The organism is Paenibacillus sp. NEAU-GSW1 (assembly GCF_009737085.1).
GTDB lineage: Bacteria > Bacillota > Bacilli > Paenibacillales > Paenibacillaceae > Pristimantibacillus.
In genome coordinates this window covers 64,798-81,090 of the sequence record NZ_WOVL01000004.1, presented here as the reverse complement: position 1 = coordinate 81,090, position 16,293 = coordinate 64,798, and the positions used below count along the sequence as shown (strand labels likewise).

Sequence of the window (16,293 nt, the reverse complement as noted above, 5' to 3'; positions counted from 1 at the left end):
TACAACTCCGTATACCTATCCGCAACGGCGTCGAGCAATCCCATTAATAATTATTAATATTGTGCAGACGTAACTTTTAGCCTAGTCTAGTAGTCTATAATAGATAGATATAGATAAATGCTATAGACGTAGATGGGAGAGTTGCTAAGCAGATGCGCAAGAACGACAACCAGGTTCGGCAGAAGGCAGGCCTGAAGAAAAAAGTAGTCGTAGTGATGATAGGCGGAGCATTATTGACGGGTCCCGTATCGGCGGCAGTTCCTGCAAACTGGAATCTGGCAAGCGTGCCGATAGCGGCGGCAGCAACATCAAACTCGACTTTGACGCTGCAAAACCAATCTTACATAACAGCAGGTGCGCAAAAGAAAGAATACATATGGAAGACCGAGCGCAGCAGCGGCGTCGTCCGGGCAAATATTCACGTAATTGAAATCAATCTCGCGAATCCATACGTGCAGTTGAATACGATGAGCGGCAAGAAAAATACGGTCGGCAAGCTGAATACGATAGCGAGCATGACCAAAGAAAACGGCGCGGTCGCCGGCATCAACGCCGATGTATTTATTACGACGACCGAAGGTTCGCCGATGGGCGCGCAAGTTACGAGCGGCACGCTGATGGCGAGCCCGATGAAAATAAAAGGCATGTACGCGTTCGGTGTAACGAAGGACCGCGAGCCGACAATCGACAGCTACACATTCGATGGAACGGTAAAAGCGGCGGACGGCGCAGCATTTACCCTCGCCGGCTTGAATCAATCCGCCTATGTCCCGGAGACGGGCGGCTCTAAATACAGCCATTTCAATCAGCTTCACATTTATACTAGCGCTTGGGGCGGGGCTGAGCGTCCGAGGAACGCCAGCGCAACGCCGACGGAAGCGTTGATCGTTGACGGCGTTGTGAAGAAAATATCAACACAAGCGGCGCTTACGGACACAATTCCGGAGAAGGGCTATATTTTGCGCGGCCACGGCGATGCGGCGAAGTTTATTACGGAGCATTTGCAGGTCGGCCAGAAGGTAACCTCCGACTACTCGCTAGTCTCGGCGACAACAGGCAACAAACTCGATCCGTCCAGCTTCGAGATGCTTGTTGGCGGCCATACTATCCTTGTCGATAAGGGCGAAGCGGCAAGCTTTTCGCGGGATATTACCGGCGTCAGCGGTTCCTCTTACGTATCCCGTTCGGCGGTAGGCTACTCGAAGGACGGCCAGAAGGTCTATTTGATCACAAATGAGAAGTATGGCGACAGCGCCGGACTCAGCTTGAAAGATATGCAGAAGGTCATGGTCGAGCTTGGCGTATATAAAGGGATCAACCTTGACGGCGGCGGCTCGACGACGATGATTGACCGTCCGCTTGGCGAAACGTCGTTGCAGTTGACGCATTCGACGCAGTACGGCACGACCCAGCGAAGCGTTGCGAACGGCATCGGCGTATTTACGACGGCGCCGAAAGGGGAGCTGAAGGGCGTAGCCGTAAGCGGTTCGAACGTGCTGTTTATCGGTCAGAAGGCTTCGTATACCGTTAAGGGCTATGACACGTACTACAATCCGTATGAGTTAAATGACACGAACGCCAAATGGAGCAGCTCCGGCGGAGTCGGCACGTTGAGCGGAAATGAATTTACGGCGACAAAAGCCGGATCAGCGAAAATTTCGGTGAAATCGGGAGCGATCACTTCCAGCTACGCCGTTGATGTTATCGGGCAGGACCAAATTGCCGAGCTGAAAATCGATGCGGCTGCGGGCGTGCTTTCCAAAGGCGCCAATGTATCGATTCCGGTAACGGTGACGCTGACGAACGGCAAGACGTATAAGCTGACAGGCGATTCGCTCAAGTGGGAATTTATCGGCTTTACCGGCTCCCAGAAGGGCAACACCTTGACGGTGGAATCGACAGGCTCGGCGCAGACCGGCTATGCAATAGGACGATATGACGGCTATCCGACGATGCTTCCTTTTACGAAAGGCGGCTCGGAGAAAACGCTGGAAACATTCGAAAGCGTCGGCTATGCGATCAACTCGCAAGTGACGCCATCGGCAACAACGACGGGCAGCGTGAAGCTGGTCAGCGATTTGCCGGGCCAAACCTCGAACAAAGCGTTGAAAATCAGCTACGATTTCAGCGCAGGCACTGGGACTAAAGCGGTCTATGCCGTATTCAACGGCGCAAACGGCAAGACGGTGGACGGATCGCCGACAGGCATGACGGTCGACGTCTACGGCGACGGCAGCTTGAACTGGCTGCGAGCCGAATTCACCGACGCCGACGGCAAAGCGCATCTGGTGAACCTGGCTAAGCAGCTGGATTGGACGGGCTGGAAAACAGTCAAAGCGGATCTCGCCTCCTACGGCATGAAATATCCGGTGAAGCTCAAGCGGGTCTATGTGGTGACAGTCCCGGAAGGCCAGGACGAGCGTGCGGCGAAAGGCGCTGTCGGCATCGACAACATGAAGCTGCAATATGCGGCGGAGCCTGAGGCGGCAGTGAATAAGCAAATCGTCATGAATATTGGGAAAAAAGCCGCAACAGTAGACGGCCAAAACATTACTTTGGACGTTGCTCCGCTCGAACTTAACGGCACGACTTACGTCCCTCTTCGCTTCGTAACCGATGCGATGGGCGCAACATTGAGATGGGACGATAAGCTCAATCGCGTCTCGGTCATTAAAGGCGGAACGATGCTCGAGATGGTCATTGGCAAGAAGGAAATCGTTGTAAACGGAACGCGTTCGGAGACCGCCGTTGCGCCGATTATCCGGAATGGCAGAACGTTGATTCCAGTCCGTTTGTTCTCTGAAAAGCTAGGTCTTAAAGTAGGGTTCGAGAGCAAGACCCAAAAGATTACCATTGATTAATTATGGACGGGCGGCGGCCTTTCTGTGATATGATAGAATGGTATAACCTTCTAAATCTATCTATTTGAGAGAGGTTGCCGAGCTGCCGTGGATCAACATATTGTCGACATTAATCGCGTCATTACGAACGCGATTGCTGTTATGGAAGACAGCAAAATTCAAATTTACGAAATATGCGAATCGGCGCGCACCGAGCTTGACTCATTGGAGCAGGAGCTGGAGATCGTACTGGAGGAGAACAGCAGGACGATTGAGAAGGTGGATGAGCTCGAGCAAGACTATCGGCGCGCTCGTATTCGATTGACTGAAGTTAGCAAGGATTTTGTCCGATATAAGGAAGAGGACATTAAAAACGCATATGAAAAGGCAACGCTGATCCAGCTGGACCTGATGGTGTACAGGGAGAAGGAAGCCTATTTAAAAACGCGTCGGGACGATTTGCAGAAACGAGTGCGCAACGTCAAGACCTCGATTGAGCGCGCGGAGATGATCGCTTCCCAAATTAATGTCGTACTGCAATATTTGTCCGGCGATTTGAATCAGGTCTCATCGATACTGGAATCGGCCAAAACGAGACAGATGATCGGTCTGAAAATTATCGTTGCGCAAGAGGAAGAGCGGAAACGGATTGCCCGCGAGATTCACGACGGGCCGGCGCAGTCGCTCGCGAACATCGTGCTGCGTACGGAAATTGCGGAAAGAATGCTCATCAAGAAGGAATTTCAACTGGTGCAGGACGAATTAATAGATTTGAAAGGTCAAGTGCGTTTGGGGCTGGAGGAAATCCGCAAAATTATTTTCAATTTGCGGCCGATGGCGCTGGATGATTTGGGGCTTGTGCCAACGCTTCGCAAGTTCGTTCAGGACTTTGAAGAGAAGACCAAGATACATACTGTATTCGAGTTGATCGGGAAAGAAATTCGAATGCCTTCAGCGATGGAAGCGGCGATTTACAGGCTAGTGCAGGAGGCATACGCCAATGCGCAAAAGCATGCGAGCGCTTCTCATGTAACGCTGGAGATGAACTATCAGCCAGATTTGGTCGTCATTACCGTCGTAGATAACGGAGTCGGATTTCAAAGCGAATCTGTTGAATTTCATGCGAGACACAACTCCCATTTTGGCTTGATGGGCATGCGCGAGCGTGTCGATCTTCTCGAAGGGAGGATGGAAATCGACTCAAAAATCGGACAAGGGACGAAAGTTATATTTTATATCCCAATAACAGTAGAGTAGAGAAAGGAGTAAGATAACGAATGAACCATAATGCTCAGGCACCGGGTGATAGACGCAAAATAAAAGTATTGCTCGCCGACGACCATCAGCTTTTTCGCGAAGGGCTGAAGCGTATTTTGAATATGGAAGATGACCTGGAAGTGATTGGCGAGTGCGGTGACGGCATTCAGGTGCTGGAGTTCTGCAATCATACGATGCCGGAAATCGTGTTGATGGACATCAATATGCCGATCGAGAATGGTGTCGTGACGACAGAGCGCTTGAAGACGATATTTCCGGATGTGAAGGTTATTATTTTATCCATCCATGATGATGAGAGCTATGTGTTCGAAACGCTCCGCAAAGGGGCGACTGGATACTTGCTGAAAGATATGGAAGCAGAGTCGTTGATCAATGCGATTCGTTCGGTCGTAAGCGGCCATGCTTATATCCATCCGAAAGTAACGGGCAAGCTCATTAATCAGCTTCGCCGCATGACGTATTTGGATGAGATGGGCGTAGTATCCGGAGCAGCGGCGACAAGCGAGCCTGGCGTAAAATTTGTAGCCAGCGAGGACAATCCGCTGACGCGCCGCGAGGCGGAAGTGCTGCGCTTGATGGCCGAAGGGAAGAGCAACAAGCTGATTGGCGAATTTTTGTTTATTAGCGAGAAGACGGTTAAAAACCATGTCAGCAGCATTCTTCAGAAGATGGAAGTTGACGATCGCACGCAAGCGGTTATTCAATCGATCAAATATGGCTGGGTGACACTATAGATTCGCAGGTTGCGATTGCTGCTTAGTTGATGCTGGAATGGTGGCGAAACGAAGCTTGCAGCCATGGGAGCGGGAGCCGAGTCGGCGCGAAAGGCGCGGGTAGAGTCAGGCGACGAGGGAGTGCGGAGTCTTGACGAGAGGCGGGTCAGAGCGCTAGGAACGCGGAATGGTTGCGAGAGCTAAGTTAGTCGACAGGGGCTCGCGATAGGCAGACCAAAGCTGCAGCGAAACGAGCAGAAGCATAATTATTTGGCTGGGCAAGCCCCCAGTCGTCAGTCATAACAGGTCTGGTTCATACCTAGCAGGGTCCCGTGTCATAGACGCGGGATTTTTTGTGTTGTTTGGGTGGGGGCGCCGTAGTGGAAGGTTAGCGTTCGACGTAAGGTCCTCTCGTTCCGCTAAGTAACTATATTGGTATTGGAGGATGAGCCCTAACGGAACGAGAGTCCGTTAGAGCTCGAAGAGAGTAGGGCAATGTGCCGTAGTGGAAGGTTTGCATTCGACGTAAGGTCCTCTCGTTCCGTTAGGTAGCTATATTGGTATTGGAGGATGAGCCCTAACGGAACGGGAGTCCGTTAGAGCTCGAAGAGAGAGCGGCAATGCGCCGTTGTGGAAGGTTAGCGTTCGATGTAAGGTCCTCTCGTTCCGTTAGAGTATCGGAAATGAGAGACCAGATTGAAGCGTATAGGCTTTAATGCGTTTAGTTCCTTTGAAAGCATGAGAGAGATTATGTTTTTCGACGAGGTCTTTTAACAGTTTTCTTGCGTAGCGATCACTGATATCCAAGTGGTGGCTAATCTCCTTTGGCGAAACTGGTTTTTGGACTATGTGCATATATCGTAAAATTTCCTTTTGATGCGGAGATAGATTCGGCTGTTGACGGATGGCGTACAGCTTGCCTAGCAGTTGGTGCAGCAGCTGTTGGCATTGACGGGGCTTTTTCGCTATATCGTCATAAGAGAAACGAATGACGGTCCAGCCGTCGAGGACGAGATGATTCTGTCGCATTAAGCCGTCGGCAAATTTATCTCGGTCGATGTCGCGGTGATGAGGGCCGTAGCCGTCGATTTCAAAACAGATCCGATATGGCGGACGTATGTAAGCAAAATCTAAAAATCGCTGGCCATCCTTAAAGTCGCTCACTTCGTATTCCGTATACAAAAACTCAAAATGGCCGAACGCCTGCCACCAAATTTGCTTAGCGAACATTTCTTCCGCATGCCTCTGCTCCAGCAACAGTCTTCTCTTTCTCTCGCCTGATGCTGCCGCTGTTTGCTGCTTCATCCAATCCGCATACCCTTGCTCCATTGTCATTTGCATACCGTCCTCTCCATTTGAAAATAAAAAAACCGCTCTTCTTCCGCCGGCATCGACGGAAAAAAGAGCGGTGTGCTTCACTCGCTTTATTCAAGGCTTGAGGCGTGATAATGCCGCAAGCGGTTATGTTTTATTTTACATGATGAAATGGGATGCGTCGATGCTGATGGAAGCTTATTTGTGAAAAACTCGTCCTATTTGTCCGGAACCACTGGGCTCGGCATCGCATATAGTGTCAACAAAGAGGAGGTGGCCTCCATGGCTCTGATATTGTTCGTCGTTGTTGGCTGCTACGCTTTGGTTGCTGCTCTTGTGCATCTCATTTTTTGGCTCAGGCGGGATCGGGTGCAAGTAAGTAAACATTACGTGCTCGTGGCGCATAATCAGCATATGAGGATGGAATGGCTGCTGAGATCGTTTTTTTCGTTTTCGCGGCGAACGGGTACGGAAGTTAAGCTTACAGTAGTGGATGCGGGCTCGACAGACCAGACTGTCGGAATTGTGGATCGTCTGGAGCGAGGCGGCGGGTATGTTTCGGTGCACGCAGGCGATCAGGGAGAAGGCAGTATGAGCGATAGCAGTTGGAAGGATCGGAAGCGTTCACAATCGGGTGAAAAGGAATCGTCCAGCCTGTTGTGGAGGCTGAAATCGGAAGGGATTGTCACGTCTACAGATCATGCCATTCTGGTTGACTTGCAAAATCCGTCGGATTTGTCTAAAATGCCGTTTTGATGTATAGTTGTCATATATTTCAATTATCGGAGTGAAGCACACCCTGATGACGCGGAAGGCGTCGTTGCGGTGTGCTTTTTTTGCGTTGAAATGAATGAGGAGGGGGAGTGTGAGATGCGGGCTTATGTTTATTTGGTGGAGGTCGGCGGGCGGTGGCATGCGAAAGTTTCGATTGCGCCGGAAGTGGATCGCCGATTTTGGCTGGAGCGTTGGGAGGGCGGGGGGACGAGGCGGCAGCTAGGAAGTTATGGCGATGATGCTGTCGTTCGGAGGATGGAAGGTGAGCTTGCGGCAACGGTTCTGATGTGGAAGGAAGCATTGCCGCTCGGTGATGCATGCCGATGTAAACAGTTGTGGGATATGGAAGACAGCAAAAGAGGGGCGAGCAGATGGAGGGGATGGTTTCAAAATGGGAGGCGTACAGAGAGGAGTGAGGGCTGGAAGAGTAACGTTGGGAGAGGGGCAAGCAACAAAAGCTGGAGTTTGGAGCGAGGGGGGATTAGCGGAGAACGGATTATTTATGAAAGTGAGGAGGAAGCGTTGTTTAGGCTTGGAAGGAGCGTGGAGCAAGCGAGGTGCGAAGCGCTTGGAGGGCTTGCGGGAGCGCCGCCCAAGGCAGGCGAAAGCCTGCGCGCCAGGACGGAACGCTGGACGCGAGAGGCCGCCGAAGGCGGCAATGGAGGCCCGAAGCGCGCGCTAGGCAGCGCGGAGGCGCTGGCTCTGGCGGCCTCCGCGGAGCGGGCCGCAGGCGCCTTGCAGGGCCGTGCGCTGCTTCGCAGTGAAGCGCACGGCCTGCTTGGGGGCGCCGCCGCCGACATGGGCGGCGCCTTGCAGTTGGCGCAGCTGCACGGCTGGCTGCGCCTGTGCGGCGCTGTCGCCGCCGAGGCCGGCGGGCGGCCGCGGCAGCGCCGCAAGCGCCAATGCCGCTGCCTGCGTTGCGGCAGCGGCGAGGCGCACATGCACCGCACGCCATGCGCGGCGTGCGGGCGCATGTGCGCCTACTGCTCGGCATGCCTCGCAATGGGACGCAGCCGCGAATGCGAGCTGCTCATTCTCGGCATGCCCTCGCAGCTGCGCGCCGCGCCGTCCGTTTCGGCGGCGCGGGCTCCTCAGTCCCCAGCGTTATTCGACCGCTGGGGACTGAGCCCGGCCCAGGCAGCGGCAGCGCAAGCGGCGCTTCGCTTTGCCGAGATCGCTTTTGAAAAGGCATGGGCTTCGGTGCAGCATCAGCGGTTATTACACGCTTCTGACATCTCGCAGCCCCAAAGCTTCCTGCTCTGGGCGGTGACGGGAGCAGGCAAAACCGAAATGATTTTTCCTCTAGTCGAAGCTGCGTTAAATTGCGGCGGACAAGCGCTGATTGCAACGCCGCGCCGAGATGTTGTGCTGGAGCTGGACCCGAGAATACGCAAAGCGTTTCCGGGAGCAAAGGTCGTGACTCTATACGGCGGGAGCGAGCAGCGTTGGGAGAGGGGCGACATTACCCTTGCGACGACACATCAGCTTATGCGGTTTTACGGAAGCTTTAATCTCGTCATCATCGACGAAATTGATGCTTTTCCTTATCATAACGACGTGGTATTGCACTATGCCGCCGATCGGTGCTGCGCCCCTTTCGCTGCCAGAGTGCTGCTTTCGGCAACGCCGCCTATCGAGCTGCAGCGGGAAGCGCGGCAAGGAAAGCTGGCGCACGCCAGAGTGCCGGTTCGCTTTCACCGGCAGCCGCTTCCCGTCCCTCGCCTGCTGCGAACGCCGCTTGTCAAACAAATGCTCCAAGCCAAACGGCTGCCGGTCAAACTCAGATCGGCAATGGAGCGTTCGCTGCAGCGCGGAGCTCAGCTGTTTGTTTTCGTCCAGCGGATCGAGCAAACCGAGGCGATGGCGGCATTGTTGGCAAAAGAGCTTAAGCGCCGGGAGATCGCCGGCACCTCTTCACAGGATCAAAGCCGCGCGGACAAAATCACGCGTTTTCGCAACAAGGAGCTTCGCGTGCTTGTCACAACGACGATTTTAGAGCGGGGCGTGACGATTCCGCGCAGTGACGTTTTTATTTTGGACGCGGACGGGAAGCTTTTTGACGAAGCTTCATTGGTGCAGATGGCGGGACGAGCAGGACGGTCGGCGGAAGACCCGAACGGAAACGTATATTATTGCGGGCAGGAGCGGACGCGGTCGCAAATTGCGGCTGTGCGGCATATTCGCAAAATGAACAAAATCGCGAATTCGCGCGGTTACATACAAGGTTAACATTCTGTTTCTGAAGGAGGTCAAAAGATGCTGCGCAGCCATTGGATGAGTCGCTGGCTTCATCGCGCCGCAGACGGATTGCATTCAGCGGCAGGGATGCTTGCTCCTGTACGCGGACGCTGTCCGTTTTGCGGAAAGGATATGCGTCCGGCTAAATTGTCGCCGCAATGCCCGAACGGCTTGCCGAAGGCATTTGCCCAGATGTTATGCGGAAGCTGTATGTCCGTTATCCCGTGGCTGAACGTCCCGAAGTGCCTTGTCTGCGGCAGAGGCATCGTTTGCGGGGATTGCCCCCGCCGAACGAATGCTTGCTTTATCGCCAATCGGAGCGCGGTTCAATACTCCAGCGAGATGAGAGAGTGGCTTGCGCAATACAAATACCGCGGCAACGAGGGGGTGGAGCAACCTTTGGCGCAAATGATGATTCCGGCGTATGTTGCGATTACGAAGCTTGCTGCCAGCCGTACTGCCGCCCCCAACTATAACTGGGATGCGATTACATTTGTTCCTGTCAGCCCGGAGCGGGCGGAGGAGAGAGGCTTTAATCAAGCGGAGCGGCTTGCCGCTTTCCTGTCCGAGTATTACCGCATTCCGCTTATCGGTTTTCTTGTTCGGGATCGCCACACGGAAAAGCAAAGCTTCAAATCTCGGTTGGAGCGGATTCGCGATACGCGAAGGTTGTTTCAGCCGATACCCGAAGCGTTTGCATTAGCTGGAGGCATCCCCCCGACTCGTCCATTCCGATTGCTTCTTGTGGACGATATTTATACGACAGGCAGCACCGTTCAGGCATGCGCGGAGACGTTAACGGCAAATTTTCCGATGCCGCTTGATCTCTACTCGTTAACTTGGGCCCGCTCCTAGCCTGGCCTAACCTTTCCGGCCTAACCGGAATTTTCACCCAATCGGCAACAGCATTTGGAAGATTAATAGTGAAATCGCTGAAATAATCCGTTAAAATAAAAATAATTAATTTCTTTTTGAGAAAATTGGGGGATGGGTTATGACGAATATTGAAAATTGTCCTCGCTGCGGTCGAATTTTTGCAAAGCATTTTCGCGATGTATGCCCTTCGTGCTTGAAGGATATTGATAAAGAATATGAGCTTTGTTCCACGTATCTTCGCGAGAATAAAGGCGCTATTATTACGGAGTTGTCTGAATCGACTGGCGTTTCAATCCGGCAGATTACAAAATTTGTCCGCGAGGGCCGAATTTCGCTGCTCAACGCGCCGAACTTGTCCTATCCGTGCGAGGTTTGCGGAACGCTTATCCGTGAGAGCAACCTTTGCGACAATTGCCGGACGAGGTTCCAGAAGGATGCGAAAAAGTCGACCTCGACATTTGCGAGCAGAGCGGAAGATTCTAAATCAAGTACGTCCGCGGCCAACTCTTATCGTATAAATCGCGATTAAATATGAAATAAATGGGATACTCTGCACGTTCTATTAAATAAATTCACATAAAAGCCGATAATACTTTCAAAGGGTTATCGGTTTTTTGATTGTTAGGAAAAGATGAGGTGATATCGATGAAAATCAATGAAACGCAGCGCTTAGGCGCATTGAATTATTATCAGAAGCAGAACGAGTCGCGCGTATCCGGAGCGTCCCAGAAGCGGAAGGCTGACGAAGTACGAATTTCCGAAGAAGCGAAAGAGATGCTGTCGTCCAGCCAAACGGCCAATCCGGAACGCGCGAAGCACATTGAGCAATTGAAGCAGTCTGTCGCAACCGGAAGCTATCATGTAGAAGCCGGGAAGATTGCGGAGAAATTGCTGCCGTATCTTAGAAACAACTAGACGGAATAAGGACTGGTGACCGAATGTCCATACCTCAAATTATAGATACGCTGGAGCAGCAATATAAGCTGTATGAATCGCTTCTTGAAATGGAGAAGTCCAAGAAGGATCTCATTATTAAGAACGAAGTGCTGCAGCTGAACGTTCTGACGCAAAAGGAAAAGCTGCTCGTCGCCAAGCTGGAGGAGCTCGAGAAGGTTCGTTCCCAGCTGACGTTCCGCTATTTTCGGGATATCGGATTTCGGATCCGGACAAGCATCCTCTCTGAGATGATTCGCTCCGTCACCAATCCGAAAGAGAAGGAGCAGCTTCTTGAGCTGCATGGCAAGCTGACTGCCATTCTTGCCGAAATGAAGCATGTGAATGCGCTGAATCAGCAGCTGATCAACCAATCGCTGGCCTATCTCGATTTCTCCATTAATTTAATGGTTGAAGATCCGAATCAGGATTACACGTATCAGCACCCGATGAACAATGTGTATGGGAGCAAGCGCAACGGATTGTTCGATAACCGGGCGTAGGCGAACATTTGCTCACGATTGCTCTACTGCTAAACGAGACATAAAGCATATCCGTTAAAACCTTAAGTATATCCTTTCGAAGCGAGTTTTGCTTCGCAAAACTTTTAGGAGGCAAGCGCATGAGATCAACGTTCCATTCGCTCGAGACAGCCAAGCGAAGCCTGATTACCCAGCAAGTTGCGTTAAGCACATTGGGTCACAATATCGCCAATGCCAATACGGAAGGCTATACGCGGCAAAAGGTCAACATGACCGCTACAAGACCTATTGAGGCTTACGGCATGACCAAAACGACAGCTCCGGGGCAAATCGGTACAGGCGTCGAGTATACATCGATCACGCGAATTCGCGACGCGTTTCTGGACGGTCAATATCGCGAGCAGTCGGCTATTGCCGGCAGCACCGATATTCAATCCGATACGCTAAGCAAGCTGGAATCGTTCATTAACGAGCCTTCCGATTCCGGTATTCGAACCGTGCTGGAAGATTTCTGGGACGCATGGTCCGATCTCAGCAAGGACCCGGAGAACGTTACTGCCCGCGAAATTTTGCTGGAGAGAACGCAAGCGCTGGCGGATACGTTTAATGGACTTAGCGGACAGCTGACCGATTTGAAAAACGATTTGACCTCCAGCATTGAAATTGCGGCTGAAGAGGCCAATTCCTATATGAGCTCTATTGCCGCGCTGAATGCGCAAATTAAGAAGATCGAGTCGCTTGGCGATAACGCCAACGATTTGCGCGACCAGCGCGATTTGCTGACGGACAAGCTGTCGAAGATCGTTAACGTTACCGTTACGGAAGGTACGGACGGCTATAACATTTCGATGGGCGGAACGCCGCTTGTTCAAGGCGGCGCGTCGTTCCCGCTGGATGCAACCACGCTTCAAACGCAATACAACAGCGGAGTGTTATCCGGTGGCGAGCTTCATGGCATGTTCAAATCGTTGGATGATGTCAATGAGTTCGTCAAACAGCTGGATACGCTGGCGAATACGATTGCAAACGGCGAATTCGAAGTAACGATTCCGGCCGGCTCTATTTTGCCCGGGACGACTACCCCGATTGCGGCGGATCAGAAAATGATTGTCAAAGGCATCAATGGACTGCATAAGCTGGGCTACACGCTGGAAAGCCCGGCGACGGCAGGGATTGACATTTTCACATCAAATAACGGTACGGGAGTCATTACGGCTGCAAGCCTTCAGTTGAATGCTACGATCGCTGCGGACTCGAACAAATTCGCGACGTCGATGCGTACAACTACTACGGCTGGAGTGACAACGGTTATTAAAGGCAACAATACGCTGGCTCTTCTGATGTCTCAATTGACGGAGACCAAATTCACATTTGACGAGACGGCAAGCGGCGGCACCACGAAGAGCGCGACGTTAGGCGATTTTTATAGCGCGGTAGTAGGGGCTGTCGGCGTAAAAAGCCAATCCGCTGAGCGCGAGAATTCCAATGCGGAAGCGCAGCTTTCGCAAGTCGATAACAGCCGAATGTCCATTAGCGGCGTATCCATCGATGAGGAAATGTCGGATATGGTCAAATATCAATACGCATACAGTGCGGCAGCCCGGTTCATGACGACATTCGATGAAATGCTGGACAAGCTGATCAACGGAACCGGTACGGTAGGCCGTTAATAATAACTAAAGCCGTTTCATCCTAAGGAGGTTAACCGCAATGGCGCTTCGAATTACGCAAGGCATGATGCATGCGCAGCTCCAACGCAACATTAACAATAACCTGAAGACGATGTCCGAGCTACAGCAGGAATCGTCCTCGGGCCTTAAGCTCAATAAACCGTCTGACGATCCGGTAGGCATGACCTACTCGCTCCGTTATCGCACAGAGCTCTCGGGCAACGCGCAATACCAGAGGAATGCGGACGCGGCGCAGTCCTGGTTGGATTTCACAGACACGGTAATCGGCCAAGCGGGCGATATTATGCAGCGGGTTAAAGAACTGACGACTCAGGCCTCTACGGGGACCAATCCTCAGGAAGCTCTTGATGCAATAAAGGATGAAATTTTGGAGCTGAAATCGCAGATGATCGATATTGCGAACAGCAAAATGAACGGCAAATATATTTTCGCCGGCGAAGCTTTCGACACCATTCCGTACGATACGACGCTTCCCGGTTTTGATGCCAAGGCGGTCATAACTGATACTGGGACAGTGAGCTATGCTGTTGGAGCCAATGTTACAATCGGGATCAGTTTGACGGGGAACGAAGTATTCGGCGCAACTGACGCTGCTGGGACGACCGATAACGTGTTCTCGGTATTTGATCGCATAAGCGCCGCTTTGACGGCTCCAGGCAACTATACAGCATTATCTAATGAAATTCCTTTTATTGAGGACAGTTATGATCGGATGCTGAATGCCCGCGCTCAAATTGGCGCGAAGGTCAACCGCGTCGAGCTTATGCAGTCGCGCTTGGCGGATTTCGAGCTTAGCTTAACGGATATGCAATCGAAGGTAGAAGACGCTGATTTGGAAAAGGTGCTTATTGATTCAACAACCGCGCAAAATATTTACGAAGCATCTCTATCCGTAGGTGCTAAAGTAATCAGCAGGTCGTTAGTTGATTTTCTGAACTAATCAATGGAATAATAGATCGAAATGAAGAAGAAGCTATGGAGTCGGCAACGATCTATAGCTTCTTGTTTTACTACTCAAAGGTAATGGAGAGTGACAAGAGATGATTATCCAGACCTCACGATTTGGGGAGCTGCAATATGAGAAAGAACAAATTATTGTATTTGAAGAAGGCATACCTGGTTTTAAAGAATATCGCAATTATATGATCGTCTCCGAGGAAGATAGCCCGTTTCAGTATTTACAATCGCTGGAGGAAGGTGCATTAGCATTTATTATTGTGGTTCCTTTCGATTTCGTTTTGGACTATGAATTTGTGCTTTCGGAGAAGGTAAAGGAAGATATGGCTATTCAGTCGGAGAGAGATATTCAGGTCTATAATATTGTTAACGTTCAGGGTGATCTGGCGGCTGCGACAATTAATCTTGCCGCACCGGTCATTATTCACTCGAGCAGCCGAAAAGGATTGCAGTATATTTTGCCGGATGGTCATTACTCCATTTATCACCCGCTCTTTAAGACAGTTTCTGCAGAAGGAGTTGAATAAGATGCTAGTGCTCACTAGAAAGAAGGGAGAGTCATTGCTGATCGGCGGCGATATTGAGATCAGCGTGCTGGAAATCGCAGGAGACAGCGTCCGCATTGGAATCAAGGCTCCAGGAGATATAGGGATATTGAGGAAGGAATTGTACGTTTCAGTAGAGAATATGAATCGCAATGCGCAGCAGTCGACAATTTCCGCGCAAGATTTAAAAGACCAGTTCAAACAATTGAAAAAAAAATAGAAATCACTATAAACAATTGGCGAAATATGCCGATATAAATTTTAGAGCAGATGAAGGGTTACCGGAATCGGCTTACCACATGGATGTGGGACTATATAACCATTTCAGGGAGGAATTATCAATGCGTATTAATCACAACATTACAGCTATTAACACACACCGCAACATGGGTCTGAACAACACTGCTGCTGGAAAATCGATGGAAAAATTGTCTTCCGGTCTTCGTATTAACCGTGCTGGCGACGACGCTGCTGGTCTGGCAGTATCCGAGAAAATGCGCGGTCAAATCCGTGGCTTGGAGCAAGCTCAACGCAACGTACAGGACGGTATCTCCTACGTGCAAACGGCTGAGGGTGCAATGAACGAAGTTAGCGCAATGCTGACTCGCGTGAAAGAACTTGTTATTCAACGTTCGAACGGCACTTACGAGTCGAGCGACGTATCGAACATTCAGCTCGAGCTTAGCCAACTTGGCGACCAAATCGACGCGATCATGACGAACACGAAATTCAACGGTATCAATATCACTGCTGGTGCTGACATCACATCTGATGATGCTGGTACGCAAATTTCGATCGGCGCGATTACTTCGACTAACTTCACTGGCTTGACTGCATCTGTTACATTGACAGCCGCTGAAGCTGCAATCAAAGAAGTTGCTTTGGAACGCGCTAAACTGGGTGCTGTACAAAACCGTCTGGAGTACACTTCGAACAACCTGGGAACTACAGTAGAGAACTTGACTGCTTCCGAATCCCGTATCCGTGATACAGATATGGCAAGTGAAATGGTTAAGCTCACGAAGAACAACATCCTTCTTCAAGCTTCCCAATCGATGTTGGCTCAAGCAAACTCCCAACCGCAAGGCGTTCTTTCCTTGCTTCAATAGTTTGCAGCTTAAGAAAAGAGGCCTTGGGTTACCTAAGGCCTCTTTTTCCTATTAAAAAGTTCAAGATATTGGACAAAATGATGAGGCTTGGGCTAATGAAGAATAGCATTGAGTCCGATATGATATATATAACGATTAATCGAATCGGAGTGGATCGGTGATGAATATTTCATCCGTAAATACCACGGCGGGCTATACAACAGAAAAGAACAACAACGGACCGGTTAAAGAAGCTGCACCGACAGTGAAAGCGAATAGTGAAGTGAAATCGAACAACGGCGCTACTGCCAATGGTGTATCGGCTTCCGCACAGCAGCATAAGAAATATGTGGATAAAATATTGCAAACGATTCAAGAGCATGATCCTGCGACAATGGTGGAGCGTTCGGTCCATGAGGGCACGAATCAAATCGTCTATAAGGTCAAAAACAAGGAAACAGGCGAACTGATTCGCGAAATTCCGGAAGAGAAGCTGCTTGACGTAGCCGCAAGATTCATGGAACTGAACGGAATCATTATTGACGAGAAGATTTAAGGAGGGAT

The 16,293-nt window shown here is 51.0% G+C and carries 16 protein-coding genes; 15 read left to right on the top strand and 1 reads right to left on the bottom strand.

Going from position 1 to position 16,293, the window contains the following annotated elements:
• Positions 1 to 152 precede the first annotated feature (152 nt).
• The 3 genes from GOM71_RS03695 to GOM71_RS03685 all read left to right on the top strand — a co-directional run bounded on the left by GOM71_RS03695 (position 153) and on the right by GOM71_RS03685 (position 4,852).
• The gene (locus tag GOM71_RS03695) at positions 153 to 2,861 is read left to right on the top strand and encodes a stalk domain-containing protein (protein WP_156278402.1); all 2,709 of its coding nucleotides are present in this window, start codon (positions 153 to 155) and stop codon (positions 2,859 to 2,861) included.
• Between the two features lie 87 nt (positions 2,862 to 2,948).
• Positions 2,949 to 4,097, top strand: a complete 1,149-nt coding sequence (locus tag GOM71_RS03690; protein WP_367649455.1) for a sensor histidine kinase — start codon at positions 2,949 to 2,951, stop codon at positions 4,095 to 4,097.
• Between the two features lie 20 nt (positions 4,098 to 4,117).
• Positions 4,118 to 4,852: a response regulator gene (locus GOM71_RS03685; RefSeq protein ID WP_156278401.1), complete on the top strand. Its 735-nt coding sequence runs from the start codon at positions 4,118 to 4,120 to the stop codon at positions 4,850 to 4,852.
• 648 nt (positions 4,853 to 5,500) lie between these two features.
• Here the strand turns inward: GOM71_RS03685 and GOM71_RS03680 are convergent.
• Positions 5,501 to 6,166 carry a helix-turn-helix domain-containing protein gene (locus GOM71_RS03680; protein ID WP_156278526.1) on the bottom strand — a complete coding sequence of 222 codons (666 nt, stop codon included), beginning with the start codon at positions 6,164 to 6,166 and terminating at the stop codon, positions 5,501 to 5,503.
• 261 nt (positions 6,167 to 6,427) lie between these two features.
• On the opposite strand from GOM71_RS03680, the gene GOM71_RS03675 reads away from it, so the two are divergent.
• From GOM71_RS03675 to GOM71_RS03620, 12 genes are all read left to right on the top strand, one after another.
• Positions 6,428 to 6,901: a hypothetical protein gene (locus tag GOM71_RS03675; RefSeq protein ID WP_156278400.1), complete on the top strand. Its 474-nt coding sequence runs from the start codon at positions 6,428 to 6,430 to the stop codon at positions 6,899 to 6,901.
• 114 nt (positions 6,902 to 7,015) lie between these two features.
• On the top strand, positions 7,016 to 9,148 hold the full coding sequence (locus tag GOM71_RS03670) for an ATP-dependent helicase ComFA (protein ID WP_156278399.1): 2,133 nt from the start codon (positions 7,016 to 7,018) through the stop codon (positions 9,146 to 9,148).
• 27 nt (positions 9,149 to 9,175) lie between these two features.
• Positions 9,176 to 10,012: a ComFC family protein gene (locus GOM71_RS03665; RefSeq protein ID WP_156278398.1), complete on the top strand. Its 837-nt coding sequence runs from the start codon at positions 9,176 to 9,178 to the stop codon at positions 10,010 to 10,012.
• A gap of 139 nt (positions 10,013 to 10,151) precedes the next feature.
• Positions 10,152 to 10,562 (top strand): TIGR03826 family flagellar region protein, encoded by a 411-nt coding sequence (locus GOM71_RS03660; protein WP_156278397.1) that lies wholly within the window; start codon positions 10,152 to 10,154, stop codon positions 10,560 to 10,562.
• 116 nt (positions 10,563 to 10,678) lie between these two features.
• Positions 10,679 to 10,948 (top strand): flagellar biosynthesis anti-sigma factor FlgM, encoded by a 270-nt coding sequence (gene flgM / locus GOM71_RS03655; RefSeq protein WP_156278396.1) that lies wholly within the window; start codon positions 10,679 to 10,681, stop codon positions 10,946 to 10,948.
• Between the two features lie 23 nt (positions 10,949 to 10,971).
• Positions 10,972 to 11,469, top strand: a complete 498-nt coding sequence (locus GOM71_RS03650; protein WP_156278395.1) for a flagellar protein FlgN — start codon at positions 10,972 to 10,974, stop codon at positions 11,467 to 11,469.
• Between the two features lie 119 nt (positions 11,470 to 11,588).
• Positions 11,589 to 13,118: a flagellar hook-associated protein FlgK gene (gene flgK, locus GOM71_RS03645; RefSeq protein WP_156278394.1), complete on the top strand. Its 1,530-nt coding sequence runs from the start codon at positions 11,589 to 11,591 to the stop codon at positions 13,116 to 13,118.
• 40 nt (positions 13,119 to 13,158) lie between these two features.
• Entirely contained in the window at positions 13,159 to 14,079 is a 921-nt protein-coding gene (gene flgL, locus GOM71_RS03640) for a flagellar hook-associated protein FlgL (protein WP_156278393.1), read from the top strand.
• 100 nt (positions 14,080 to 14,179) lie between these two features.
• Positions 14,180 to 14,623: a flagellar assembly protein FliW gene (fliW, locus tag GOM71_RS03635; protein ID WP_156278392.1), complete on the top strand. Its 444-nt coding sequence runs from the start codon at positions 14,180 to 14,182 to the stop codon at positions 14,621 to 14,623.
• A 1-nt stretch (position 14,624) separates the two neighbouring features.
• Positions 14,625 to 14,861 (top strand): carbon storage regulator CsrA, encoded by a 237-nt coding sequence (gene csrA / locus GOM71_RS03630; RefSeq protein WP_156278391.1) that lies wholly within the window; start codon positions 14,625 to 14,627, stop codon positions 14,859 to 14,861.
• Positions 14,862 to 14,982: 121 nt separating this feature from the next.
• Positions 14,983 to 15,750 carry a flagellin N-terminal helical domain-containing protein gene (locus GOM71_RS03625; RefSeq protein WP_156278390.1) on the top strand — a complete coding sequence of 256 codons (768 nt, stop codon included), beginning with the start codon at positions 14,983 to 14,985 and terminating at the stop codon, positions 15,748 to 15,750.
• Between the two features lie 160 nt (positions 15,751 to 15,910).
• Positions 15,911 to 16,285, top strand: a complete 375-nt coding sequence (locus GOM71_RS03620; RefSeq protein ID WP_156278389.1) for a flagellar protein FlaG — start codon at positions 15,911 to 15,913, stop codon at positions 16,283 to 16,285.
• Positions 16,286 to 16,293: the final 8 nt, after the last annotated feature.